This window comes from Lactiplantibacillus mudanjiangensis (assembly GCF_005405385.1).
GTDB classification, from domain to species: Bacteria; Bacillota; Bacilli; order Lactobacillales; family Lactobacillaceae; genus Lactiplantibacillus; species Lactiplantibacillus mudanjiangensis.
In genome coordinates this window covers 372,037-398,002 of record NZ_BJDY01000003.1, presented here as the reverse complement: position 1 = coordinate 398,002, position 25,966 = coordinate 372,037, and the positions used below count along the sequence as shown (strand labels likewise).

The 25,966-nt window shown below is 43.5% G+C and carries 27 protein-coding genes; 13 read left to right on the top strand and 14 right to left on the bottom strand.

The window, feature by feature from the left end; all coding sequences use genetic code 11:
- Nucleotides 1-180: 180 nt before the first annotated feature.
- Nucleotides 181-918, top strand: coding sequence for a hypothetical protein (locus FFM84_RS06660; protein WP_130844394.1), 738 nt, complete (start codon nt 181-183; stop codon nt 916-918).
- Between the two features lie 75 nt (nt 919-993).
- On the opposite strand, the gene FFM84_RS06655 is transcribed toward FFM84_RS06660, so the two are convergent.
- Entirely contained in the window at nt 994-2,688 is a 1,695-nt protein-coding gene (locus FFM84_RS06655) for an oleate hydratase (protein ID WP_130844395.1), read from the bottom strand.
- A gap of 210 nt (nt 2,689-2,898) precedes the next feature.
- On the opposite strand from FFM84_RS06655, the gene FFM84_RS06650 reads away from it, so the two are divergent.
- Together FFM84_RS06650 and FFM84_RS06645 are read left to right on the top strand one after the other, a co-directional pair.
- Nucleotides 2,899-3,720 (top strand): HAD-IIB family hydrolase, encoded by an 822-nt coding sequence (locus FFM84_RS06650; RefSeq protein WP_130844396.1) that lies wholly within the window; start codon nt 2,899-2,901, stop codon nt 3,718-3,720.
- Between the two features lie 181 nt (nt 3,721-3,901).
- Complete coding sequence (locus tag FFM84_RS06645; RefSeq protein ID WP_165444472.1) at nt 3,902-4,546, top strand: DUF6198 family protein; 645 nt, start codon at nt 3,902-3,904, stop codon at nt 4,544-4,546.
- A gap of 34 nt (nt 4,547-4,580) precedes the next feature.
- On the opposite strand, the gene FFM84_RS06640 is transcribed toward FFM84_RS06645, so the two are convergent.
- Both FFM84_RS06640 and FFM84_RS06635 read right to left on the bottom strand, forming a co-directional pair.
- On the bottom strand, nt 4,581-5,036 hold the full coding sequence (locus FFM84_RS06640) for a nucleoside 2-deoxyribosyltransferase (RefSeq protein WP_130844397.1): 456 nt from the start codon (nt 5,034-5,036) through the stop codon (nt 4,581-4,583).
- Nucleotides 5,037-5,151: 115 nt separating this feature from the next.
- Entirely contained in the window at nt 5,152-6,024 is an 873-nt protein-coding gene (locus tag FFM84_RS06635) for an aldo/keto reductase (protein ID WP_130844398.1), read from the bottom strand.
- Between the two features lie 494 nt (nt 6,025-6,518).
- On the opposite strand from FFM84_RS06635, the gene FFM84_RS06630 reads away from it, so the two are divergent.
- From FFM84_RS06630 to FFM84_RS06610, 5 genes are all read left to right on the top strand, one after another.
- Complete coding sequence (locus FFM84_RS06630) at nt 6,519-7,229, top strand: GntR family transcriptional regulator (RefSeq protein ID WP_130844399.1); 711 nt, start codon at nt 6,519-6,521, stop codon at nt 7,227-7,229.
- A gap of 63 nt (nt 7,230-7,292) precedes the next feature.
- Complete coding sequence (locus tag FFM84_RS06625; RefSeq protein ID WP_130844400.1) at nt 7,293-8,657, top strand: PTS sugar transporter subunit IIC; 1,365 nt, start codon at nt 7,293-7,295, stop codon at nt 8,655-8,657.
- A 7-nt stretch (nt 8,658-8,664) separates the two neighbouring features.
- Entirely contained in the window at nt 8,665-8,853 is a 189-nt protein-coding gene (locus FFM84_RS06620; RefSeq protein ID WP_130844401.1) for a hypothetical protein, read from the top strand.
- Nucleotides 8,843-9,262 (top strand): DUF3284 domain-containing protein, encoded by a 420-nt coding sequence (locus FFM84_RS06615; RefSeq protein ID WP_130844402.1) that lies wholly within the window; start codon nt 8,843-8,845, stop codon nt 9,260-9,262. Before FFM84_RS06620 ends, FFM84_RS06615 begins: the two co-directional genes overlap by 11 nt.
- A 392-nt stretch (nt 9,263-9,654) precedes the next feature.
- Nucleotides 9,655-10,902: a PTS sugar transporter subunit IIC gene (locus FFM84_RS06610; protein ID WP_130844403.1), complete on the top strand. Its 1,248-nt coding sequence runs from the start codon at nt 9,655-9,657 to the stop codon at nt 10,900-10,902.
- A gap of 59 nt (nt 10,903-10,961) precedes the next feature.
- Here the strand turns inward: FFM84_RS06610 and FFM84_RS06605 are convergent, their stop codons facing one another.
- From FFM84_RS06605 to FFM84_RS06585, 5 genes are all read right to left on the bottom strand, one after another.
- Nucleotides 10,962-12,146, bottom strand: a complete 1,185-nt coding sequence (locus FFM84_RS06605; RefSeq protein WP_130844745.1) for a CynX/NimT family MFS transporter — start codon at nt 12,144-12,146, stop codon at nt 10,962-10,964.
- Nucleotides 12,147-12,204: 58 nt separating this feature from the next.
- Nucleotides 12,205-12,501 (bottom strand): ArsR/SmtB family transcription factor, encoded by a 297-nt coding sequence (locus FFM84_RS06600; RefSeq protein WP_130844404.1) that lies wholly within the window; start codon nt 12,499-12,501, stop codon nt 12,205-12,207.
- 92 nt (nt 12,502-12,593) lie between these two features.
- Entirely contained in the window at nt 12,594-13,826 is a 1,233-nt protein-coding gene (locus tag FFM84_RS06595; protein WP_130844405.1) for an MFS transporter, read from the bottom strand.
- A gap of 204 nt (nt 13,827-14,030) precedes the next feature.
- Entirely contained in the window at nt 14,031-14,375 is a 345-nt protein-coding gene (locus FFM84_RS06590) for a hypothetical protein (protein ID WP_225424747.1), read from the bottom strand.
- 529 nt (nt 14,376-14,904) lie between these two features.
- Nucleotides 14,905-15,780 (bottom strand): SDR family NAD(P)-dependent oxidoreductase, encoded by an 876-nt coding sequence (locus tag FFM84_RS06585; protein WP_130844406.1) that lies wholly within the window; start codon nt 15,778-15,780, stop codon nt 14,905-14,907.
- A gap of 1,077 nt (nt 15,781-16,857) precedes the next feature.
- Between FFM84_RS06585 and FFM84_RS06580 the strand changes: the two genes are divergently transcribed.
- Nucleotides 16,858-17,628: a TerC family protein gene (locus tag FFM84_RS06580; protein WP_130844408.1), complete on the top strand. Its 771-nt coding sequence runs from the start codon at nt 16,858-16,860 to the stop codon at nt 17,626-17,628.
- A gap of 79 nt (nt 17,629-17,707) precedes the next feature.
- On the opposite strand, the gene FFM84_RS06575 is transcribed toward FFM84_RS06580, so the two are convergent.
- Together FFM84_RS06575 and FFM84_RS06570 are read right to left on the bottom strand one after the other, a co-directional pair.
- Nucleotides 17,708-18,127 carry an Hsp20/alpha crystallin family protein gene (locus FFM84_RS06575; RefSeq protein ID WP_130844409.1) on the bottom strand — a complete coding sequence of 140 codons (420 nt, stop codon included), beginning with the start codon at nt 18,125-18,127 and terminating at the stop codon, nt 17,708-17,710.
- A gap of 151 nt (nt 18,128-18,278) precedes the next feature.
- Nucleotides 18,279-18,749, bottom strand: a complete 471-nt coding sequence (locus FFM84_RS06570) for a MarR family winged helix-turn-helix transcriptional regulator (RefSeq protein WP_130844410.1) — start codon at nt 18,747-18,749, stop codon at nt 18,279-18,281.
- A 116-nt stretch (nt 18,750-18,865) separates the two neighbouring features.
- Between FFM84_RS06570 and FFM84_RS06565 the strand changes: the two genes are divergently transcribed.
- From FFM84_RS06565 to FFM84_RS06555, 3 genes are all read left to right on the top strand, one after another.
- Entirely contained in the window at nt 18,866-19,462 is a 597-nt protein-coding gene (locus FFM84_RS06565) for an NADPH-dependent FMN reductase (protein WP_130844411.1), read from the top strand.
- A 90-nt stretch (nt 19,463-19,552) separates the two neighbouring features.
- The gene (locus tag FFM84_RS06560) at nt 19,553-19,954 is read left to right on the top strand and encodes a hypothetical protein (RefSeq protein ID WP_130844412.1); all 402 of its coding nucleotides are present in this window, start codon (nt 19,553-19,555) and stop codon (nt 19,952-19,954) included.
- Nucleotides 19,955-20,014: 60 nt separating this feature from the next.
- Nucleotides 20,015-20,206 (top strand): PspC domain-containing protein, encoded by a 192-nt coding sequence (locus tag FFM84_RS06555; protein WP_130844413.1) that lies wholly within the window; start codon nt 20,015-20,017, stop codon nt 20,204-20,206.
- 40 nt (nt 20,207-20,246) lie between these two features.
- Here the strand turns inward: FFM84_RS06555 and FFM84_RS06550 are convergent, their stop codons facing one another.
- Nucleotides 20,247-20,729 carry a GNAT family N-acetyltransferase gene (locus FFM84_RS06550; RefSeq protein WP_165444462.1) on the bottom strand — a complete coding sequence of 161 codons (483 nt, stop codon included), beginning with the start codon at nt 20,727-20,729 and terminating at the stop codon, nt 20,247-20,249.
- A gap of 251 nt (nt 20,730-20,980) precedes the next feature.
- On the opposite strand from FFM84_RS06550, the gene FFM84_RS06545 reads away from it, so the two are divergent.
- Nucleotides 20,981-23,719 (top strand): cation-transporting P-type ATPase, encoded by a 2,739-nt coding sequence (locus FFM84_RS06545; protein ID WP_130844415.1) that lies wholly within the window; start codon nt 20,981-20,983, stop codon nt 23,717-23,719.
- 50 nt (nt 23,720-23,769) lie between these two features.
- On the opposite strand, the gene FFM84_RS06540 is transcribed toward FFM84_RS06545, so the two are convergent.
- The 3 genes from FFM84_RS06540 to FFM84_RS06530 form a co-directional block, all read right to left on the bottom strand.
- Nucleotides 23,770-24,657 (bottom strand): proline iminopeptidase-family hydrolase, encoded by an 888-nt coding sequence (locus FFM84_RS06540; RefSeq protein WP_130844416.1) that lies wholly within the window; start codon nt 24,655-24,657, stop codon nt 23,770-23,772.
- A 142-nt stretch (nt 24,658-24,799) separates the two neighbouring features.
- The gene (locus tag FFM84_RS06535; RefSeq protein WP_130844417.1) at nt 24,800-25,171 is read right to left on the bottom strand and encodes a hypothetical protein; all 372 of its coding nucleotides are present in this window, start codon (nt 25,169-25,171) and stop codon (nt 24,800-24,802) included.
- Nucleotides 25,164-25,958 carry an alpha/beta hydrolase gene (locus FFM84_RS06530; RefSeq protein ID WP_130844418.1) on the bottom strand — a complete coding sequence of 265 codons (795 nt, stop codon included), beginning with the start codon at nt 25,956-25,958 and terminating at the stop codon, nt 25,164-25,166. The genes FFM84_RS06535 and FFM84_RS06530 overlap by 8 nt, the downstream gene beginning before the upstream one ends.
- Nucleotides 25,959-25,966: the final 8 nt, after the last annotated feature.

Sequence of the window (25,966 nt, the reverse complement as noted above, 5' to 3'; positions counted from 1 at the left end):
TACGCATTGTCAATCAAAAGCGCCCCCAACTTATTGTTAATTATCCTAATTTCTTTAACTCACAATCTCCGTTTCAATAGGCAGTTTATTCAATGAAATGATTGTCTTGATAAAATTAAGGTGCTAAACTGTATTTGTTTCAACGAAAAGGTATATCTACATTTAAGGGGGATTTTATTTATGAAAAAACTTAATGTCTTATTCGCAACCGCAGCATTAGCTTTACCATTGGCCGTTGCACCATTATCGGCAAGCACCACTTTGGTGGCCAACGCGGCTACTGCTAAGAAAGCCACCTCGACCACTTATACGTTGAAGAAAGCCATCTCTACTAAGAAGACGGCTTATCATGCCAAGAAAACTGGTGACAAGTATAAGATCTTGTTTGCCGCTGACCGGGCTAAAGCGACCGTTGAAAAGTCTAAAACTAAACTTTCCACTAAAAAAACCTATACCAGTGCCAAGAAGATCGAATTAACCACTGGTAAAAAAGGTGCCAAAACCGTCACCTACTTGCATTTAAAGAACAACGAAGGCAAGTACGCTGGCTGGGTTAAAGCCAGCCAATTAACCAAAGGGGCATCAACCTACAAGGCTAAGATCACGACTAAGGCTAAAGGAACAACGTATACGTTGAAGAAAGCCACTTCGACTAAGAAGACGGCCTATCACGCTACCAAAGCCGGAGACAAGTACAAGATCACCTTCGCCGCTGATCGGGCTAAAGCAACCGTCGAAAAATCTAAGACGAAGCTTTCAACAAAGAAGACCTACATCAGTACTAAGAAGATCGAATTAACCACTGGCAAAAAGGGCGCTAAAACCGTCACCTACTTGCATTTAAAGAATGGCGCCGGTCAATACGCTGGTTGGGTCAAAGCCAGTGAAATGACTAAAGGGGCTTTAGCTGATAAATAGCTAGTTATCCCATTAATACCAATTAAAAAAGCATCGTCAATCTCATTCGATTGACGATGCTTTTGTTCGTACATTTTATTCAAATAACTTCTTAGTAGCTTTCAACAAGGTCTTTGGATCCTTGTCATAACGTGGTGTCTTAACTAAGTTATCCATTGGGACACCGGCAAAGTGATAAGCTGCAATCTCACCAGAACGAACCGCACTTTGTTCCGTGAAGATCATCTGATAAGGTTGTTCCGCAAATTCACCAGTGAAGGCTAAGTTGGTGGAATGCTTTGGTAAGACTTCTGGCCGATCGCTCTTGGCCCGGTTGTTGAACAAGGCTGATGCGTATGGCATGTAAACTGGAATATTGTTGATAATGCTATCAAGAATTTCCTTTTCTTTATCCTTGATATTACCAGGACCTGGATCAACCTTTGATAATTGACCAATCAGTTCTTGGGCCATTTCTTTCCCAGTCATTTCAATATATGGTTTGTGGATGAATTCACCCTTACGCCGTGGATAGAGGAAGTAGCCCCAAAGCACGGTTTCATTAGGATTTTGAGTGGTGAAATGTGGTTGATGATGAACCACAATCGACATATTGATATCCTTTTGATTCAATGGCGTAATTGGCGTCGTTGATAAGAAGGAATTCAAGGCATTGCCGGGTTCTTGAGTGGTAATCCGAACAATTTCATTTAAGAATAAATGATCCTTGGTCGTCAACGTGAAGCTGACCCATTCACTGGCATTCCGATCGTCAAAGAACTTATCTGGTGTCCCTAAGTTATAGAACCGTTCCGTGGCTTTCTTCCAAAGTGAAGCACTAACCCCATATTCCATATTTTCAGGTGCGGGGGTATTGTAATCACCCATGGTTGCCGAATCAGTAATTGACCCATTGGTAAAGATCACACCGGTATCATCATCGACTTCGACATTTTCAACTTCACCAGTGTCAACATCTTTGACAACTAAACCAGTAACGGTGATTTCATCTTGCATCGCCGTGTCTTTAAATTTCCAATCTTCCACGATCTTGTTACTAATGAAGGTCACATTTTGACCTTGTAAGTACTTGATCAATGGTTCAATCATACTTTCAAATTGGTTGTAACGGGTCCGGTTAACCCCAACCAAATGTTCAATTTGCGTAAATTCATAAATCATTTGATGCATGTAACGCCGTAGTTCTTGTGCGGAGCTTTGTGTCCGGAACGCGAATGTGGTTTCCCACATGTACCAGAAGTTGGTCTGGAACATGTGCGGATCGTCAGCGAAGTATTCGGCAATCGTAACATTGTCGAGCTTCTCTTCTTCACTATCAGGCATCATAATTAACTTGGTCATTAAGGCGCGGTCTTTGTTATTAAAGCCCATCTTGCTGGCATTAATAATGCCTTTACCACCTTGCAATAACCGTGCTTTATCAAAGGTCCGATGCTTGGCATCAAAATCACGGGTATCTTCGGCTGCAGTCATCCCAGGTTCAGTCACGGATGGAATCCGATCAAGCAAGTCCATTAAATCAACGTAGGTCCGATAGTTTAACATCCGACCACCACGAGCGACATAACCGGTCGTGTTTTCCATTGGGTGATTCTTGTTCCAATACTCGTTGCTAAAGTCCGTGGTTGATCCACCATCATTAGCCCCATGCATATCGACACCATAGAAGGTAATATCCTTACCGTCCCAATGCCCATCTTGAATCAAATATACCGCTGCGGCCATATTAGATAGCCCAGCACCAATCATAATTGCTTTACTTTTAACCATAAATAACGCCCCCAAAAATTAGGATTTGTTAACGCTTACAGATATATTATACAACTTGGATACTGATTGTCTAGTTTGAACTGAAATCAACTAACAATTTTCATAATATCGACTTATTCGTTGATTAATTTTTACCAACGAAATATGTCTAAAAAGTGCGCTCGCACGGCAAAGACGCGTATAATAGATTTATCTTAGGAGGCCAGTTTAATGACATATTTAATTTGTTCGGATGTCGATGGCGCCTTGATGGTCAACCATACCATGCTGACACCCAACACGCACCAAACGCTCAAACAAGTCATCGCCCAAGGACATCAGGTCTATCTCGTTAGTGGCCGGATGTTACCATTAGCCCGTCAAGCCGCTAATAATATTGATCCAGCGGTTAAAGTCATTGCCGCAGATGGTGCAACTTACGAACAAGGCAACAACTTGGTCAACGCACATTTAACCAACAAACAACTCAAAACGATTTACCAAATCACCTTGAGTAACCATTGTCGTGTCTACTTCTTTGAAACCAATCGTATCTATTACACCGGTGACAAAGTACCTTACGAAGCTGCCGCGACGCAAGCTCATATGAACTTACCGGCGGAACTCAGTACAATGCCGTTGATTGGACCCGAATTTTTAACCAACCTAGGTGATCACATCACCAACGCAATTGTTTACGGTGAACCAACGAACCTTGCTTTAGTCCGTCAACTTTTAGTTGATCTGACAAACTTGAATCTAACTAGTGCTGATCACCATTTAGAAGTTGTCCCCGCTCATATTGACCGGGCCACTGCTTTAGCCGCGATTCAACGGGTCACTGGCATCGATCGAGCACACACCATTGTTTTCGGCAGTACTTTAGACGATCTTGGTATGTTTAAGTTGGCCGATCATAGCGTCGCCATGGGTAACGCCAACCTTGCACTCAAACAAGCTGCCACTGATGTCACCCTAGCTAACGATCAAGACGGAATTGCCGTTTTCCTTCAAGACTTCTTCAACTTAAACGAAAACAGAGCGCATGGCTAGCAAAGACCTTCGATTACCCCGAAGCTTAAAACCCCTTTAAACAACTTAGCACTTTGTTAATTAATTTAGCTAAAATGCCGGTTTTAGCATTGATTTTACTAAGACTGGCGCGTTATGATAGCCTCCGAATCATTTATAGGGGGCTATTTTTTTGTCAACACCAACGCAATCAGGCAATTCAATGATCGCTCGAATTGCCGCCTTAATTTTTAGTTTAGTACTCAATGCTTGTGGAAACGCCTTATCGATCACCTCAAACTTTGGTAGTGGTATCTGGACCGCTTCGGCCGTAAATATGCACGCGGCCTTTGGGTTAGATGTCGGCTTACTGCTCTTTTTGATCGGTCTAGTCAATGCCATTACCAATCAATTGCTCATTCGCCGACTGGATCTTCCACGATTTATTGGGGAAGTCTTGTTCGTCCTTTGTTTTAGCTATTTTGTCGATCTATTTACGGCTGGCTTCACCATGCTAGGCGTGTCGCAACTACCTTGGGTTATTCGCATGATTTTGTCGATGGTCGGCGTCTCAACTTTTTGTGTCGCAATCTCCATTTATCAACGAGCCAACATCTTCATGCATCCTAACGATGATACGACCAATATCTTGCGATTTATGTATTTGAAAGGTAACGCCACGGCCTCACAGTTGATTGACTTTGTGCCACCAATCATCATCATGATTATCACGTTCACCATCACCCATCAAGTCTTGGCTGTGAATGTCGGGACATTTTACTCTTTCTTGATGAACGGCATTTTGATCGCAACAGCTGATCGTCTCGTTTTTCCTAAGCTTGTGCATAATTTCAAAGTAAAAAAATAAACGGCTAGCCCATTGTGGCTAACCGTTTATTTTTTTAGCGAATCGCGCCCGTATATTGGAAGTCATCACTCGTGGGATCTTGTAAGAAGGTCTTTAAGTCAGCCATATTTTGAATCGTGGCCTTGCCTGATTTAGCTAGCATCACGTTAAATGTCCCATCACCCAAAGTTTCCAAGTAATAAGCGACTGGAATATCCAAGCCATAGGCCGTCCCGGTTTCCCAGATAGTGCCGGTATCAAAACCATCAATCACGGCAACAACTAACTTAGCCGCTTTTAAATGGTCAACATTATCCGCAAAAACCGCGTTCCGATCGGCATCGGTGGCGTCTGGCGTTAAGTCAATCCCATCTAGTCGAGGACTATAGTACGTCATTTTCAACTCGTCCATCAATTGTTCAATCTTCGCTAACCGTTCAGGCTGGCCTTCCGTAAACCAAGGGCCGGCTAAATAAACGGTTGGGTTGTCACTCTTAATTCGGGTACTCATAGACACTCAATCCTCTTTCTCAATTCGATAGTTATCTATTTTACGTGAAATTGCCACCAAATGCCAAATCAAATTAAAAACGAATCTGGGTTTTATCCCAAACTCGTTCATCAGTTTATTTAGCACTCAATTGACTGAGTTCATTAAAATCAGCCGTTGAGAGTTGGACATTGGCCGCCGCAACGTTATCTGCCAAATGATCAACCGAACTAGTACCAGGAATTGGTAACACATTTGGTGACCGTTTGAGTAACCAAGCTAACGCAATTTGAGCTGGACTGACTTGATACTTTTGCGCCATCGCACTCAGCGCACCACCTGCTTCAGCTAGTTTGCCAGTAGCTAATGGGAACCATGGCAAGAACGCCATCCCTTGATCAGCAGCGTAGTCCAACACATCATCATCTTGGTGGTTAGCCACGTTATATAGATTCTCAATCGCATCGATGTTAGCCACCTTTTGCGCCGCCTTGATTTGTTCAACCGACACTTGGCTCAATCCGATGTGCTTAATCTTACCTTCAGTTTGTAGTTGTTTGAGTTCCCCTACTTGGTCCTCAATTGAAAAATGATCATCAATTCGATGCAAAAAGACCAAGTCTTCGTGATCGATTCCTAACGTCATCATCGATACTTCCACTTGTTGCCGCAAATAATGTGGTTCACCATGCGGCGTCCAAATGTTAGGCCCTTGCCGCGTTTGACCCACTTTATCAGAAATAAAAATTTGATTGCGATTGGCCGCATCTTTTAGTCCAGCAGCTAAGTAACGATCCGCAAACCATGGGCCATAAGAATCGGCCGTATCAAAGAAGTTCACTCCATAGTCCAATGCCTTTTGGATCACTTTAACCCCATTAGCCGGATCAGCGTAAGGGCCCCAAGTCCCAGGACCCGTTAATTGCATCGTCCCATAGCCCAAACGATTTACCTTAAAGTTCTCATCAAAAGCATACGTCCCGGCATTCGCCGCATTAATCGTTGCCATCTAATCACTCCTTAATTCATTTCAAATTTACATGATTAGTGTAAGCCTAAACCACTAGGTCCGGTCAAACATTTGATCCGCGCTTCGGATGCTTAACCCGTGATTGAGTTGGGTCGCCAACTAGTGTTAAGAGTCCTGTTGCCACGAGTACGACTGCTAAAATTTGTAAAATTGCCATTTCAATGGCCCCCTTGTTTTAAAATCAATAGCGTTAGTTTACGACCTTCGAGTTGCTCGAAGGCAAGCTAAAATCGTCAAAAAATGCTAAAAACTCACTGAGGTAATCAGTTTAAACAGCTAAATGACAACTTTCTCGCCCGATTTTAACCGGTCGACTTCTTCATAACCCCAGCCGGCCGGCCTTGTATTAACTTATAAATTCTTTGGTATAAATTTCGTTATCTTGAAGCGCTTTCATAAAAATTATGCTATCCTAATGGTGGCCACAAATTTTATAGGTGCGTACCAATTTTGAAAAGTTAGGAGGTGTGAACATGTATCATACAATTGCGCAAGCGATTATTAAATCAATAATGGCAGACGAATACGTGACCAAGCTACCGACCGAAAAAGCATTAATGGTCCGATTTGATGCCAGTCGCAGTACAATTCGCAAAGCGATCGATGTCGTCTTTCGCCATGGCCTACTTCGGCGCGTCCAAGGTAGTGGGTACTTTATTATTAAGCAACCCGAAAACTCCGGGACGATTCTGAACTTATCCATTGGTTTCGATCAAGCCGCCATGGTCGAAGGGGGACCACTAACGTCAAAGATTGTCACTTTTGATAAGATCTTAGCCGATGAAAGACTGGCCAACCAAGGCAATATTGAAGTTAGCACCGAGTTACATCGCGTTATCCGATTACGTTACCTCAAAGATCGTTTATATAGTTTGGAAGAATCTTATTTCCCGAAAGCAATCGTGCCATTTTTATCCGAAGATGGGGTTAAGCATTCAATCTTCGCTTTTTTACGGGAAGCTTATGATATTTACGGGAGTACAACGGAAAACTACGTGCATCAAGTTCGCTTGACTGCGACGCGGGCGCAGTTGATGAATGAACCGGTCGGTGATAAAACGTTGTGTTTAGACGGCATTAACTATTTGGCTAACGGAAGTGTTTTTAACTTTTCACAAACCTACTTCGTTTATCCAGATTTAGAACTGTATTACCACACGGAAAACATCGACCTACAAAACTAGTACGGGAGTCGATCAGGGGAAATTGATCGACAACGAATTTAAATCATTAGGAGTGAGGGTATCATGAATTCATTTATTGAATGGCTCAATAAACACTTAGTACCAGTCGCCGCTAAAATCGGCGCCGTTCGTTGGTTAGTCGCATTACGGGACGCCTTTATTGCAATGATGCCAGCCATGATGGCTGGGTCAATTGCCACGGTTTTAAATGCCTTAGTCCGCGATATTCCAACAAAATTTGGTTGGATGGGCTTTGTTAACTCAATGCAATGGCTGATTGGGATCAATGCCATGGTTTGGACCGGGACGTTAGCCATCTTAGGGTTAATCTTCTCATTCACTTTTGGCTACCAATTAGCAATTCAATACAAAGTTGAACCAGTCACTGGTGGGATCGTCACTTTAGGGACGTTCATCATGAGCTTGCCACAAAGCTTCACTGGCACCTTGACGAAAAGCCTCAGTGCCGGCGCTACTAAAATCTTAACGGATTCAGGCATGGCTGTGGCTGGCAAAAAAGTCACTGCTTGGGGTTATTTTAACTTTAATACTTACTTTGGTTCCTACGGGTTCTTTACCGTCATGATTTTAGGCGCCATTGCCAGCACTTGCTATATTTTCTTAATGAAGAAACACATTACGATTAAAATGCCTGACTCAGTGCCACCGGCTGTTGCAAACGCCTTCACCGGGGTTATTCCAGCCGCCGCTGCCTTCTACGTTGTTGGGATTATCAACTGGCTTGTCAGCAACTTTGGTCAAACGACCGTTATCGAATGGATCGCTAAAGTGATCCAAGAACCACTTTTAAGCATGAGCCAAGGTTATGGCGCCGTCTTATTGATGACCCTCTTAGTTCAAGTTTTCTGGTTCTTTGGGATTCACGGTTCCAACGTCTTAGCCCCAATCTTGGATGGGATTTGGTTGACTGCTCAATTAGCCAACGTCAATGCTTTCCAAGCACACAAGGCTTTACCATATCTTTGGACTCGGAACTGTTTTGACTTATATGCTTGGATCGGTGGTGCCGGTTCAACATTACTCTTATTAATTGCCATTTTAATGTTCAGTAAACGAGACGATCAACGTTCAGTGGCCAAATTAGCTATTGGACCTGGCTTCTTCAACATCAACGAACCTGTTATGTTTGGGTTACCAATCGTCTTAGATCCAATTTACTTTATTCCATTTATTTTAGCACCAGTTGTAACCGTTTCTATTGCCTACGGTGCAATTTCTGCCGGCTTAGTTTCACCAATTACCAACAACATTGTTTGGTCAATGCCACCTATCATGAATGCCTTAGTTGCCACAATGGACTGGCGTTCAGTTGTCTTGCAAGTTGTCAACGGCTTAATTGCCTTTGCGATTTACATTCCATTTGTTAAAGCCGCAAACAAGATTAAACCAGATTCGATTGGAGCTTAATTAACGTATGAAAACCTTAAAGCAGAGTTTACTTATCGGGATGAACCTTACCTTATTAGCCGTCGTTTTGAGTCCGTTGGCGGGCACCACTGGTCAGTGGGTCACGCTCGGATTAGGATTAGTGGGCTGTGCTGCGCTCTTTGGGGTCTATCGGCGCGTTGTCCACTTGGAAAGGAGCCAAAAACATGCAGATTAGCTTAACCTTAAATGCACCTGTAGATTATCTTTACCAGCAATTGATTGGCTCAGCTCGTGTCGATATTCAACAACAAACTGGGAAACCAGCCCCTAAGCAAGGCTTAGCCGGCTACCGTTACACCAAAAAGTGGGCTAACGGCATGGAAGGTCATCTAACGATCACCCACGCCGAACCTGGCCAACGTTACGCTTATGAACTCGAAACGCCCCGTGATCATTACGGTGTCGATTACCAGTTCATCAAAAACGCTGATCATGAAACCCAACTCACTTATGCGGAAACGATGCTCGGTAAAGACGCTCGCACCCAGGCGAATAACCGGATTGGTGCTGCCTTACTTGGTTGGTTCCGAAAACGCCGCTTTAAGAAAATGATGCGTCAAATGGCTGCTAGTTATTATAATTAGTAGAGTGGGCTCACAGCCGGGTTGTGACTGAGCATAGCCTAGAAACACGGCTGATTGTGAGTTTCAATCCGTCGTGTTTCGTAGCTAAGCGGAAGGCGCAGGTTGTGAGCGCACGTTTCAACAAATAAGATCAAGTCGTATCACCTAAAACGCTTGGGCAATTGCTCAAGCGTTTTTAATTTAGTTTGAAGAATCCAAAAATTTTTTCGCACCTTTTTTAAGCGAATTCTCATAATCTGGTCTAGCCCATAATTTGTTGGTACAAATAGCATTTGAGGGTATCGGTTGGTCGTATCGAACAATAAGTATAGTCATATCACGTTTTGTAAGGGTTTACAAAGTGCGCCATAAAGCCTATTCTAGGCCTATCAAAACCAAGGAGGAGTTATGATATGCACAAATTTATGGATTGGCTTCAAAATACCTTAATGCCCCCGATGGCCAGAGTCGGGAATAATAAATACCTCGTTTCGGTCCGGAATGGATTAGTTTTGACCTTACCCGCCATCATTAGTGGGAGTGTCTTCTTAATCATCGGGAACATTCCGATCAAAGCGTGGACGACATTTATTGCACCCTATATGGATATGATTGGGGTCGCGGTCAACGGGTCATTTGGGATTATTTCGCTACTAGCAGTTATTGGGATTGGTTATGAATTATCCAAAGCCTTAGAGATCGACCCGTTATCGGGGGCCGGGTTAGCCACTATGGCCTTTGTGATTAGTTCATTCGACAATAAGTTTAAATTGAATACCGACAATTTCGCTTCATCCGGTTTGTTTACAGCTATTATTACCGCGTTTATTGCCGTTTCAATTTTTAACTTCTTTGTTAAACGAAACATTGTCATCAAATTACCAGCTGGGGTGCCAGACGCCGTTTCAAATTCCTTCGTTGCCCTCTTCCCAGGCTTCGTCATTCTATTATTGTTCTGGTTCGTACGGATGCCACTACACGTCGACATCAATCAAGTCGTTCAAACAATCTTCCATCCACTATTGTTTGCAATGAACACCTTACCAGGGATTCTAGTTTACACGTTGCTGGTTAGTTTACTTTGGGTCTGTGGGATTCATGGCGACATGACGCTCGAAGGGATTGCCGATCCAATCTTCTTGCAATTCTTAGCAGCCAACGGGACCGCCTTAGCACATCATCAACCACTACCATACGTGACCGCCGCTGGGTTCTCTAGCCTTTACGTTAACGTTGGTGGGACCGGGGCTACCATTACATTAGTTGCGTTAATGCTCTTCTCGAAGAGTCGCACTTATCGAGATTTAGGTAAAGTGGCCTTTCCAAGTGCCCTCTTTGAAATTAACGAACCTGTTATCTTCGGTTTTCCAATTGTCATGAATGCCATTACGATGATTCCATTTATCGTCGTGCCATTGGTCTTAGCCACCCTTTCCTACCTATTCATTACGCTCGGCTGGATCTCAGCACCCGTGGCCATGGTGCCTTGGACGATGCCTCCAATCATTGGCCCATTAATGGCGACTGGTTGGGATTGGCGAGCAGCGGTTTGGTCAGCGGCCGAATTACTCATTGCCGGCGCGGCCTACTATCCATTCTTCAAAGTTGCCGAAAAACAAATGCTAGCTTCCGAACAATCAACACCTACTGAAACTGAATAACTAAAATGAGCTCGATCAGCCGTTACGACTTGATCGAGCTCATTTTTTGCTAGTCAAACTTATTCATAGATACTGTCGTGACGATTAATGATCACACCGGTTAAGGTTAACAGCACTGATAAAATCACCGCCAAACAAATGACCAAGGTCCAGCCCAAATGACTCCCTAACCAGCCAAACAAAACCGGTCCCACTGCAGCCAATAAGTAACCGGCTGATTGCGCCATGCCAGATAGCGCAGCGGTATCAAAGCCATTATTGGTCTTTTGGGTAAAGAATACCACGGCTAGATTAAATGCCGCCCCTGAGCCAAACCCTAAAATTAGGCATAGAAAGGTCGCGACGCCTAAAGATAACCCGGGCAATAATATCCCCGCAATGCCACCAATAAAGCCAATCCCAACCGTCGCCACCATCACTGGCACACCATAGCGTTTCTCTGCCGTAATCGGCACTAAAAACGCTAATGGCAACCCACCTAATTGCATAACGGTCACTAAATTTCCCGCCGCGATAGCCGTAAACCCATGGGCGACTAAAATTGTTGGTAACCACGTTAACATGGAATAGTAGACTAAAGCCTGAAGACCAAAGAACGCAGTCACCAGCCAAGCTACCGGCAAATGCCAAACATTAACCGTGTTTTCAGTCGTTTTATCCTGATGCACAGGTTGTCCCTCACGATGATTATAAGCTAAATTAGGTACCCAAACGATCAAGTTAATCACACTCAAAACTGATAAGACAGCCATCACGATCGGCAGTGACCAATGCGCGGCTAAGACACCCGAAACGCCGGTTCCAATCGCCCCAACCAATAACATCGAAACGGTATATTCACTAGTTGCAATCCCAATCTTCGTTGGAAAATTATCTTTAATGATGGCGGGAATTAAGACATTGCCACCATCAACGCCAATGCCAACCAGTAATGTGCCAAAAAGTAGTAACCCAATGGCTGGCAATAGGCGTAAATAACTCCCAATAGCTAAAATCACGAGTAAGCCATAAATCGTCCACTCGTTCCCAAAACGGCGACCCCAGTAAGCAATCAAAGGTGACATTACCGCAAAAGTTAACAAAGGAATTGTCGTTAACAGACCGGCCATTGAACTCGGCAAGCCGAGGGTATGTTTTAAGCTACTAATTAATCCCGGCATCATCGTAATCGGTAACCGCATATTGGCGGCCACCAAGATCATCCCAAGCGTTAAGTAGCGACTGTGTGCATGTGTCTTGGTCATCATTAGTTAAGCTTCTTTCTCTCTTGATTCGATAGCCATCGAACTAGTAGTTCAAAAATTACAGGGTTGCTAAGAACCCTGGTAAGTAACGGTCAAACGTGGCTAATTGTAACGACAAATATTTGGTTTGCGCGACTTGACGAGTATTCGTTAATCCGACCAACCGTAACGCTTTAAAATGATACGAGACCGTGGACTTGCTAATTTGTAATTGCGCCCCCACTTCACTGCAGGTCATTTCACGGTGTTCATGATAAAGCACACGGATAATCCGAAGGCGATTAGGTTCAGCTAACGCTTTAAAAATAGCAACTCGTTGCTGATCCGCCGCGACTTGATTTAATTCGATATCCATAGAACTAAGGATAGACGCGCTATTCAAAAATTGCAACTATTTGACTAAATAAAAAGTGATCAATGCCAGGTTGACATTAATCACTAAACTAACTATTCCGCCATACTACGGTTGTTCTTCCAAATGCCAGGAACCAGCCACAAAATTAACCCTAAGTTAACTAATAGCATCATGGCCGTAAAAATAAAGACGGCATTATAATTGAAGGCCCCGGCGATCATCCCACCAATCATCGCGCCTAGCATATTCCCAATCGCTTGAAACGACTGATTATAACTAAAGACAGTCGAGGTTAAATGGACTGGCGTATTCTTGGTAATCAACGTCTGAATTTCAGGGAACAAGGCTCCATCTGAAATTCCGATCGCAAACCGCAAAATACCTAACGTAATGACCCCTGAAACGACACCTTGTGGGAAATACATGACAACGGCAAAGATATATCCAAATAAAAGCACTTTTCCAGAGCCATGTTCATCCCCATAACGCCCTAATCGTGGTGCCGCTAAAATGTTGGACACCCCGGGCAAAGCCGCGATAATCCCAGCAATCACGGTGATTGGGCCAGTGTGATGCATCAATTCTTGGACGTACAAACTAATAATCGGCGCAATTGACGCATTACCTAGCTGCACAATCATCGTTGAACATAGCATCACGATAATTAAGGTCGGATTTGGGAACGCCGCTAACGGATTGCGACTCGCCCCTGGTTCGCGGTGATGTTCCACTGGCTTGAAGTGTTCTTGAACAAAGAACAAACTCAACAAGAAGGCCCCTACCAGTAAACCAGCCGTAATAAAGAACGTGTTTCGAATCGAGAATAACTGGGCTAAGATCCCACCGATAACCGGACCAAACAAGTTCCCACTAACCGCACCTGTAATTAAAGTACTTAAGGCGCGACCACTATACTTCCGTGGTGTTTGCGAAGCAACCAATGCTTGGGCATTAGAAATAAAGCCCGCAAAAACCCCTTGTAAGGCGCGCAAAGCAACTAATTGCCAAACGTTGGTCACGAATCCCATGAGTCCCATGGCCACGGCCATTCCTAATGAGGCGCGCAATAACATGATCTTACGACCCTTTTTATCCGCAATAATGCCCCATAACGGCGCTGAAATCGCCGAAATGGCATAGTCGGCGGCATAAGCTAACCCACTATAAAACGTGACCTGTTGTTTACTAAAATCACCTAACTGACTAACAAATAATGATAAGAATGGCATAATTTCACTAAACGCCATCCCCGCGACAAACGTACAAAACCAAAGCACGATTAAATTGCGATGCCATGGTCCGCGCTCACGCTCCGCGTCATCCATGATTGTCATCTCCAAATCTAAGATCAACTAACTTAAAATAAGTTATTGTCATGTCAACTAGCTTAACACACTTTTCGGCTATTTCGACATATTTCCCGGGAAATAATATTATTGAATGCTTAACTTGCGGAATCTTATGCTAACTCTCCTTTCGCAGCGTAGCGACTGACAAATAAAACATAAAATGAAGGTGCCATGTGCTACTTAGATGCCAATCCAAACGAGTAAGACTATCGTTACTTTAGTGATTTTATTTGTTGGAAATATGTTTTCATCAGATTTTCTTGGCTTTTTATATCTTTTCGCATGCTTTCTTGATCCGCGCCAATGCTCTTTCACTCCCTGACTAGTTTTACCGTTGCAGCTACCGATCTCTACATCGTTCAGTTCAGAATAGTAATACTGATATAACACCATCTTATCAGCTATAGAAAGGGAAGTAATGGTAGTGGCAAGACGCCCATTTTCAATGAAGAATTCGAGATAAACAACTTTTTCGGTGACCAGAGCAAGTTTTTTAAGGCGACCTGGTTCGGCAAAATCTTCCAATAATTATTCCTCAAGTGGAGTTTCTTTTGGACGTTTTAAGTTAGCCTTTATAGATATTGAGACGCTCATTTATTAATACCTGGTGGCTGTACCGGGTATGTCGAACTCACAAAATATTTTTTATATTTTAGATGGTCTTTGAGTTAGAACCAAGGATACTGTGCGCGAAGTCGCCAACGTTGCTCGAAAGCATTAGCGTAAGGTGTCATTTTTGTTGGTAGAAACGCTGGTGACCCAGAGCTTTATGTCGTGAAATTCAGTTTCTTTAGATGCTTGAACTAGGCGCCAGCTTGTCACCTTTCTTAGTGATAAATCGAGTTGTGTAAGATAATTGCCAGCCATCGGTGCGAGAAACAAATCTGTGTAAAGATTATGAATCGCAAGGACGTTACCCACATCTCCAACTAACTTCCAAGTTTCACATTGCTACCATTGCGGCGAATATCGAATAATCGGAGTCTCAGGAGTAGTTATTGCGTCAAAAGGACGCATTGCAAACTTGTTAGCCTCATTTTGTAATCGATAGAAATTAGCCATGGGCATTCATATATGGTTTGACCAGTGTTAAACAACGATCCCACAGCTCTTGTTCACGAGCTATTGTATAGTATTTGTCTTCCGGCTTTTCAAGTTTTTTCTTGTTGTTAAAAAACTGACCAGTAGTAGTCGTAACACTGGCGGAATCAGCTAGAAAGATCGTTGTTTGGGCACCTTTTTCTGGAGTGCTCTCAAAGATTGGCGCAATTCGAAAGATGAGATTTGGGAGGAATCCTTTATCATCGTCCTTGCCAAAGTTAGTCGCTACTGCCCCCGGATGAGAAGCATTAACTGTGACGTTTTTGATACCGCGACTTTGTAATTCCTTAACCCAGTGCCTAGTTAGCCAGATAACGTATAATTTTGTTGATGCGTAAGCGCTAGATGCTTCGAAATGCTTCTTAAACTGAAAATCATCGAAGTTTGGTTCAGGTGCTCGACGGTGCATGCCAGAACTTGTATTAACGATACGCCCAGCAAGACTTTTAGCAATTAATGGTAAAAGTAATTGCGTTAGTAAAAAAGGCGCTAAGACGTTCAGCGTCAACGTATGCTCAAGCCCCTCTGTATTAATGCGACGCTCTTTTCCTAAATACCCACCAGCGTTGTTGATTAAAACATCAAGGTGATCAAGTCGGGTAAGTAACCGATTAGCCATGTTACGGACAGCGTTAAGATCGAAGAGATCAGCAATTTCGATTTCAATGTTGGGATTACCAGATAATTTGATTATTTCTGCCTGAACCATGGCGGCCTTATCAGCTTTGCGACCGTGAATAATAACGTGGTATTGCTTCTTAGCCAGAGCCAGGGCAGTAACTTTGCCAATACCATCTGTTGCGCCGGTAATTAGAACTGTTTTTTGCATAGAAAATTCTCCTTTTATAATAAGTGACCGTTCAGTTTTTTAAAAATAAAAATAATAGCAATCAAGGTAGAATTGCCTTTATGATCAAATCGATCAGTTGAATTTGGTTCACGGAGCAGTAATGCTATAGGCGTAATTGTGTCTACTTTATCCTCATTAGTACAAGTATGTTCATCTAGTTGCTCAGGGTTATTCCAAAGGGTCTGGACATTCTTTGAAGGGTTGCTTAAATGTATCAGCTGAGTAATGAAGAAGCTGCCGCAATACTTATTCAAGGAAATCCGAATTTTTGCTGAAATCAATATCATTTCTTGAGTGAAGTTTGACTTTCACATTTTCGTAGGTACGACTAAGCATGCCTGTTTTGTCTTTATAGTAGGTGCATAGAGTGCCGGGCTAACACCAGCAGTCTTAACCACTTTAGCCGTGATAAAATTGGCAATACCGATCTTATCGACAAAATCCAACACCGCAGCTTGACGGTTTCTGATCTTAGCTTTATCTATTGTTCGCATGAGTCAATAATAAATGATTAGTCACTTATGGTCAAGCTCAATATCTTAGCTGTTGTAGTCGCTTACCCATCTTACTTAATTAGTTTCAAAGCCCGCGTTGCTGCTCAATGCATAGTCATAAGACACGCTTCTAGTTTAAGAATTTATTTCACCCAGTTAGCAGCCACCGTACCTGGCCAACCTCATAAATATCTTTCAAGATAGTTGGGACAAAGAACGTTATTGGATTCACCTTATTTTATCGTAACGGACAAAGAAGACTGCCTTTTTAATAAACTAGCAAATATCCTTACCTAAAGCTAAATTAGTCTCTCATACCTCTATTTTTACCTTGAGTACCTGTCCCAAAGTAAATTGACGATAGCGAACAAAGCGTTTAATATTGAAATGAATTACGGTAACGATCTATTAAATCACAACGTTATTTGTAACACTCATTTCCATGACATCAGAACATTTAATATTTAACGATTCAAATCGAGACGTTTACCTTGATTAGCTAACGATTAAGCCGTTATGCTCCTCGATATGATTGTCAGCTACCCTAAGGAGACCTTAACTTATGACTAAACTTATCAGTCTTTACACCCCGTTCTTTGAAGCCAGCGATTGGCACGCTGCCATCATGACTAGTGCTGGGCTAATGACCATTTTGACGCTGGCCATTATGGAATGCCTGCTGTCGGTCGATAACGCCGTCGTCCTGGCCGCCCAAACAGCTACCCTAAAAGACCCCAAGAAAGAACATCACGCCTTGATGTGGGGACTATGGGGCTCCTATCTCTTCCGGTTCATTGCCATTGGTCTCGGGGCTTACCTCATTAAATTCTGGATCGTCAAAGCAGTCGGTGCCGGTTATTTGCTTTACATGTCGATTCACTTCTTCTACGAACAACATCATCAAAAACGGACTAAAAATAAAGGTGAAAAACCAAAAGTTAAAGTGCGTTCATTTTGGGGCACCGTGGCAACGATCATCTTGTTAGATATCGTCTTCTCGATCGACTCGATTCTAACCGCTTTGGCGTTAGATAATAATCCCGTGATCGTCTTACTTGGTGGTTTGATTGGGATCTTAGCAATGCGTTTTGTGGCTCAGGCCATGATCGTCTTATTAGCTAAAATTCCAGAGCTCTTATTTATGGCCTATGTCTTAATCGGCTTTATCGCCCTAAAACTGGCGTTAAGCCTACCGATGATTGATATCGAAATCTCCAATACCCTCTTCAGTATCTTTGTCATTCTCGCATTTGGCGCTACGATTGCCTTACACTGGTGGCGTGACAAGCGCGATGCCAATAAGCGAGCCGCCGCCAACAATTCAGACAAATAGTTAGCTAAGTTCCCATTCTTGGTTCAACACAAAAAGGACATCAAGCGCTGGCTTGATGTCCTTTTTCAATTAAACGTCATTATTGAATTTCAATTTGGCTATCGCCAGCCGCCTTAGTCTTTGGCAAGGTGATACTCAATACCCCATCTGTTTGAACGGCTTTAATCTGGTCAGCAGCGACATTAGGCAATTGATATTGACGTTGTACCGTGCCCGAGCGACGTTCGCTCATCACAACATTTTGATCTTGATCACTATGATCTTCAAAAGTATCTTTTTGCACTTTGATCGTCAACATGCCATCTCGATAAGTCAACTTAACATCCTGCTTATCAACACCTGGCACATCCACTTTTACTTGATAGTGATCGTCTGTTTCACTAATATCTGTTTTCAAAACTTGCGCCGTCTTGTCAAACGGTGCCCAGAACTGTTCTGCCATCCGTGCAAATGGATCAAACATCCCAAAATCATTGCGGTTCATCATTTCATTAGCCATAACTCACAATCCCCTTTCAAAAATTAAGTGGCTTCAATCTAAGGTTTGGTTGGTCAATAATTTGTTTGACCTTTCCTGACCTTCAATTAATATCTTAACACCTTTATTCAGGGATGCAAGGATTTAGCACTCTATGCCATCGAGTGCTAAATTAGGGCTTGATTTCGCGAATTCGGCGCATCAAGGTTGTAAACCGAGCCAACTCAGCGGGTGTATAATCAGCCGCAATTGTGGTAATTTGTGCTGCCAAGGCGTCATCTAGCTGTGTATGCAACTGCGCAATCGCTTGCCCCTTAGTCGTTAGCCGGACTAAAACTTCTTTATTATTTTGTAAACTACGAAATTTTTCTGCTAATGCTAATTTAGCCAGTTTCGTTAACCCACGAGAAACCGTGGCTTGCGACAACCCCGTTGGGATCGGTAAGTCTTTAGCGTGCGTTGCTGGCGCTAACGTTAATTGCGTAATTAGCTTGATATCGGCTGTTGAAAGCTGTTTTAAGGCTTGTCGCAAGTCAGGATCAGTTGTTTGCTGTTGCGCCCACTGTTTCTCAGCATCATTAACACCATCTTGGGCAATAAACCCATTTAATTCAGCCATAAGTTGTTGAATATTCGAAGTCATGCATTGGCCCTCCTTTTTATTCACATGAATAAATGTTTGCCATTTCATTTTCTTACGCCTATAATACCATTTTGTATTCATGTGAATCAAAAAATAATAAATGAGGTCTTAAACATATGACAACTATTGCAATTATTCTCGGTAGTACCCGTCAAGCAGCATTAGGACGGGCACTATTCAACCAACTCAAACAATTAACCACGACTAATCCGACAACAACGTTTACTTTTCTCGATCTAGCTGACTATCAACTGCCACTTTTTGATGAAGCTTTGCCACCCATGGCAAATACTGATCGCCAGCTTCCAACTAATCAACAACAATGGTTAACAGATCTAGCAACAGCCGATGGTTACGTGATCTTAACCCCAGAATACAATCACTCAATTCCAGGTAGTCTAAAAAATGCGCTCGATTATATCGCTTGGGAAACCCAACGCAAACCGGTCAAACTGGTCAGCTATTCCGACAACGGTCGGGGTGGTCAATTTGGAGCGGCTGCCTTAGTACCTGTCTTACAGCGATTGGGAATGCTTGTTTTACCAAAACCAACCCCCGTTGGCTTCGTTCAAGATAATTTACAACCCAACGGTGACTTCAAATCAGACGCACCACAAAAGGCCCGCTACACTAAAGGCTTACAACAGGTCTTGGCTGAAATTACCTATTATACAACCGTCTTAACCGCTAATCCGTTTCCAGCTGATCATTGAGCGAATCGCTAGGCAAGCCCGCTTAATTTTTATATAATAAATTATCGTTACAATCAGATAAAACGAATACAGCAATTGGAGGGATTCCCCATGCAAGCCATTAAACATTACGTTGACCGTTCACTCAGCCACGTCGCCAGCTCCGCCTATAAACGGCGCTTACGGCGACAACTGACGCAGCAACTCACGCAACGCTATCATACGTTAGTTCGCACAGGCACTCACGAATACGCGGCCTTTGCGACTACCACTCGTGAGTTTGAAAACAGTGGTCAATATCAACGGTTACGTCAACTTGGTGGGGCAACCGATCCTGAACTTTACCTCAGTCGCTTAGCACATTGGCTATATTGGCCATTAATTATTTTATTGTGGTTAAGTGTCAGTTGGCAATTCAGTAATTGGCGTTTTAGCTGGCTCATTTTAGTCGTGGCTGGGGCGGGCTTAACCATCTTTAACCTATTAGTTGATGAATTACGCCGACACCGTTAATATTAGTGGACTTCTTTTAGTTAGGCGCTTACACTTAGCCTTGTAAGGAGGAGATTTTCTATGAAGATTAATATTCATCGTTCTAACAATGATCGCGTCATTGCTGGCGTTATCGGGGGCATTGCGGAACATTATGACTGGAACGCAAACTTAACCCGTTTGATTTATGTGCTATTGTCACTTACGCCACTTCCCGGCCTGATTATTTACCTTATTTTATGGCTATTAATGAAAGATCCAATTGAAAACTAACTTAAAACCGAGTCTGGGATAAAACCCAAGCTCGGTTTTTTTAAACCAGATACGCCAATCGATAATCGTCCACAAATTGACCTTGTAACCAGAACGCTTCTCGAGCCACCCCTTCAACTTGAAAGCCTTGTTGCGCATAAAATTGTCGCGCCGACCAATTGGTTCCTAAGACTTGCAATTGAATCCGGTGAATATGCTGTTCACGTGCAGCGGCTTTTAAAGCGGTCATTAATCCTTGACCAATACCCTGATGCTGGGCGGTTTGAGCCACACCAATACCAATGTCCCACGTTTGGTTAAAGGCCGGATATGGCGGTAACGCATTCCACGAAATCATCCCGACGACCTGATTACCTTGAACAGCAACCAACTGACTACCAACTGGATACCGATCAACATAATCATCAAGCGTGGTGTCGATCATTGGTACGGGTGTATTAGTCGCATTCCAAATGGTCTGATCAATCGCAAATAATGCAGGTAAGTCAGTTACTTTTGACCAACGATAACTTATTTTATTCATAAATTTCCTCCAATACGTCTCAACTAGCGACAAGGCCATGCAAATTTGGTATTATAATGCAACCAATGTAATTTTTTGTTATGAAAATGTCAAACATTTCTGTAACTATCTATAATGATATTCATATATAATATTAGTTAATCATACAAAAAAGCTGGAAAGGATGTGGCGAAATTGGCCTACTTAACTCGTAATAAACGACGCGACTTTACCGAACCAAACAGATAAATTGAAATTTAGGAGTGGATTTAATGATTGATAATGATGCGCAGCAAGTAACTTCCGAAAACACCTCAGATAAAGACAGTATGCCTCCCGACGCCACCCACTTGTGGCAGCTTGATGAACCGACTTTGGCTAAACAATTCGACACTGATCCTGAAAAAGGACTAAGTGAAGCCGAAGCCGCTCGCCGTCTCCAACAAGATGGGCGTAATGAACTGGAAACCAAACGGCAATCCCGCTTCATTCAGTTCATCAAGCAGTTTAATAATAGTATCATCTACATCTTGGCGGCGGCCGCCGTCTTAACTTTCTTCATGCAACGCTATTCCGATTCCATCGTTATTGGCTTAGTCATCATCGCCAATGCCATCATTGGTTATATTCAAGAACGCCAAGCTGGTAATGCGTTGGAACGTATTCGGGAAATGCTGATTTCTAAAAACTTCGTCATTCGTGACGGTCAAAAACTCGAGCTAGATGCCCGCGATCTCGTCGTTGGGGATTTAGTCAACCTTGAAGCTGGAGATGCTGTACCAGCCGATATGCGCTTGATTAGCGCGGATAACATGGGTGTTCAAGAATCAACGTTGACGGGTGAAACCAACGCCGTTGAAAAGATTGAAGAATCTATGACCGCCACTGATTTAGCCTTGGCCGACCGTCGAAACATGGTCTATGCCTCAACTGCCGTAACTAGTGGTTCCGGGTATGGGATTGTCGTCGCGACTGCCGAAGATACTGAAATTGGGCATATCCAACAATCCGTTGGTGAAGTTAAATCTAAGCCAACCCCACTGATGCGAAACTTAAATTCGCTAGGGTTCGGGCTCTCGATCGCAATTGTGGTCGCTGCAGTCTTACTGTTTATCTTAGGGATTTTCATGGACACTTACAGCCTGCCGACCTTGCTAATCGCCGTCATCACGATGGTTGTGGGGTCAATGCCAGAAGGGTTACCCGCTAGTACGTCTGTCGTATTAGCGATGGGCACACGGCAAATGACGAAGAAAAACGTCATTGTGAAATCATTACCCGCAGTTGAAACTTTAGGGGCCGTAGATATCGTTAACACCGATAAAACCGGGACCTTAACCAAAAATGAAATGACGGTCACTAAAATTCTGACGCACGATCACGACTATGATGTGACCGGGGTTGGTTATGATAACAACGGTGGCGTCAACTTTGACGGGAATTTAAAATTCAAAGGCAAAAACTTTGATTGGCAACAAGATGACCACTTAGCTTGGCTAATTAATGTCGCTGGTCAAACAACCGATGCCGAATTGCACTTTGAAAACGGCAAATGGGAATTAAACGGTGAACCAACCGATGGGGCGTTAACCACCCTCTATCGGAAGATGACCGGACATGATCCCGAAGTCCAAGAAGTTGATTCGTTACCATTCGATTCAGCATTCCGTTTTTCGGCCCGCTTAGCGGACTTAGACGGTCAACGCGTCTTAATGGTCAAAGGCTCTCCAGCGACAGTACTACGTTTAACCGATCAAGCTGCCGATGAAAAGCAATGGGATACGCGCTTAGATGACTTAACCGCTGACGGCTTACGAGTTGTCGCGCTCGCCTATCAAGCCGTTCCTGATACCATGACCGAAATTGATGCTAAAGCCATCGGTGGGTTAACCTTAGCCGGGATGGTTGGGATCATTGATCCACCACGTGAAGAAGCGGCTACCGCGATTCAAGAGCTACGTCAAGCCGGTGTGCAAGTTAAAATGATTACTGGGGACCATCCCGATACCGCCATGGCGATTGCCAACAAACTGAATTTAGCACCGCAAGTGAAAGCCATTACTGGTCCAGAAATTGATGCCTTAGATGACGATCAATTAAAGGCCAAGATCGATGATTACAATGTCTTTGCGCGTGCAACCCCCGCTAATAAATTGCGGATCGTTCGTGCTCAACAGGCCAATGATCACGTTGTTTCCATGACGGGTGATGGGGTTAACGATGCTCCCGCCCTAAAACAAGCTGATATTGGCGTTGCTATGGGGATTAAAGGGACCGAAGTTGCTAAAGAATCGGCCGATATGGTGTTAGCCGATGATGACTTTGCCGATATCGTGGCCGCGGTACGTGAAGGCCGTCACGTCTTCGACAATATTCGCAAAACGATTCGCTTCTTACTGCCAACTAGTTTTGCGGAAGGCTTAGTCGTCATCATCAGTATCTTGATGGGACACGATTTGCCGCTCTACCCAACACAGTTACTTTGGATCAATATGGTTTCAGCATTAACGATCCAGTTCGCCTTTATCTTCGAGCCACCCGAGGCTGGTATTATGTCACGGGGACCACGGAATGTGAAAGCCGGACTGCTGTCGAAACTCGATTCGTTTGAAATCGTCTACGTTTCCTTGCTGATATCTGGTTTAGGGATCTTTGCTTACGATATGTTAACCGCAATGGGCTTACCAAACGTCGTTGGGAGTACCATGTCCCTAAACATCATCATTTTTGGGAAGATCTTTTACTTGTTCAACTTACGGAATGAACATCCCGTTATTTCCAAGTACTTCTTCCAAAACAAGATGGCGTTTTACATCATCGGGATTCTAATCGTCTTACAATTGGGGATCATCTATCTTCCATTCATGCAAGACGTGTTCCACACGACTAACGTCAACTTCTGGTATGGTTGGGGCATTCCAATCATTGCCGGAATTATCGTTTTAATCGTCACTGAGATCGGAAAATTCATTCGGAATCGCTTCATTAATCCAAATGGCATTACCGAATAACGGGTAAATCAAAAGCCGCGTTGCTAATTTTAGCAGCGCGGCTTTTGCGTTCACCCCTGTGTTAAAAAGTCACCTAGATGTTTAAAATAATCGAGTGGATTGTCGAGCATTTGTCCATGACCCGCACCTGGCGTGACGTGCATCGTGGCATTTGGTAGCGTCTTCGTCATCCGTTGAATCGCCGACAGTGGCATCGTATCATTCTCACCGACCGTTAAGTAAGTCGGAACGTTAATTTGACTGAGCTTCGCGCGAAAATCCCAATCTTTTAGCGCCCCGACCATGACGAACTCATTATTACCTTGAAAATAACGATAAATATCCGTTGCCAAGGTTGAAACTAAATGTTGTGGATGTGGCGCATCGGCCCGATGTAAGTGATGATGGCCTAACTCCATGATGAGCTTTTGATAGCGCGGCTCACGAAACGCTTGCCGGCGTTCGACATCTTGCATGTAAATCACAGCCCGTTTCGAGAACTGTTGCGCCCGCAAGTCATTAATATGCGTGATGTATTCGGGTAAGTTGTCGATCATACTCGATAGGATTAGACCTTTGAGATGTTGAACGTATTTCAACGCATATTCCTGGGCTAAAATGCCACCCCACGACTGACCAAGCAAGTAGAACTGATCTAGCCCCAATGCTTGGCGAACCGCTTCCACTTCGTCAACATAGTAATCAATATTCAGGTACGCCTTTCGGTTAGTCACATCGGTCCAATCTGGCGATTCTGAAAAATACGACCCTAGTTGATCATAAAAACTGACTTGAACGTGATAATCTCGCAACCGCTGCGCAAAATTTTCGAAGACTTCATGTGTCCCCCCAGGACCACCATGTAAGCATAATAAGTTAATCGGACCGGTGCCATCTGTCCGCGTCCAGAGATGATAACCGTTATTGAGCGTAATAATTTTAGTACCCGTTTTGATCATATATATGAACCTTTCAGAATTGGTTTTATTTTAGTATAACGCCAATTATTGAAACATTGGTCGCTAATTTTTCGATCACTAAATGTTTCACGTGAAACAAAAATGACGATGAACGCAAGTCCGCATTCATCGTCACCTTTTATTAATGGATGATCGTGACAAAAATTTGAATCAGCACCATTAATCCTGCTAAAGCATCCAATACCCAACTGCCCCAGATATAATAGTTTTCTAACGGTTTATAAGCTTGCCGGGTTGTCTGCAAGTTTTTCTCATAGAGTCGATTAAAAAAGATAAATAACCAGGCCATAAACCATAGGGCTAAACAAAACAATGGATAAATAAAGATATTGCTCCGAATCCCCCACGATGTCATGCCGGCAATCGAAGTCGGCACAAAAATCTTTGCCGGTAAGACGGGATAAGCAATCACCGCCAGCAATAGCGGGATACCGGCTAACCCGGTTTGTTTCCATAAATTATAATGACGTAATTTCGGTGTAAAGTTAGACAATTCGCCAACCTCCTTTAATTAACCAGTGCATCGCTGCTGGTAATTGTTGATTCCATAGTGTCCAGTCATGACGTCCAGCTTGCTGTTGCCAAGTAAAGTCTGACCCCAGTTTGACTGCCAACTGCGGGCGAAACTGTTCGTCCATATCACGCAAAATATCAGCATCACCCGCGGTCATCAAGACACGTAACGCGGGCGTTGGCGCTTGGTAGTGTGCTAATAAATATGGCAAGTTTGCAGGACCAGTTGCCAATTGTTCTGGCGAAAACGCCAACTCAAAATCGGGCATTAAGGCAGCTTGTTCTTGTTGAAATTTAGCGAGATCTGTCACTGGTGATAACGCCGCCACGGCGGCAAATTTTTCCGGAAAATTAAGGGCCCAGCGTAACGCACCGTACCCGCCCATGGAGTTTCCCATCACAAAGTTTTGAGCCCGCTCACTAGCTAACGGAAAGATAAATCGCATTCGAGCCATGAGTTCCGTGGTTAAATACGTCCAATACTTAGGGCCAGCGACCATATCGGTATAGAAGCCACGATCCGTTTCCGGCATCACCACCGCAACACGATACTGAGTCGCTAGCAACTCAATACTCGTACGCCGCACCCAACTCGTCGCATCACCACCGAGACCGTGTAACAACCAAATCGTGGGTAATAAACGTGACCCACTCACATAATCAGTCGCCACCGACCCGGACGCCGTCATCGGTTCTGGCAAGATCACCGTCACGTTAGTTGGACGTTTTAGCACATTTGAATAAAAATTATTTTGATGAATCGACATTTACGCAT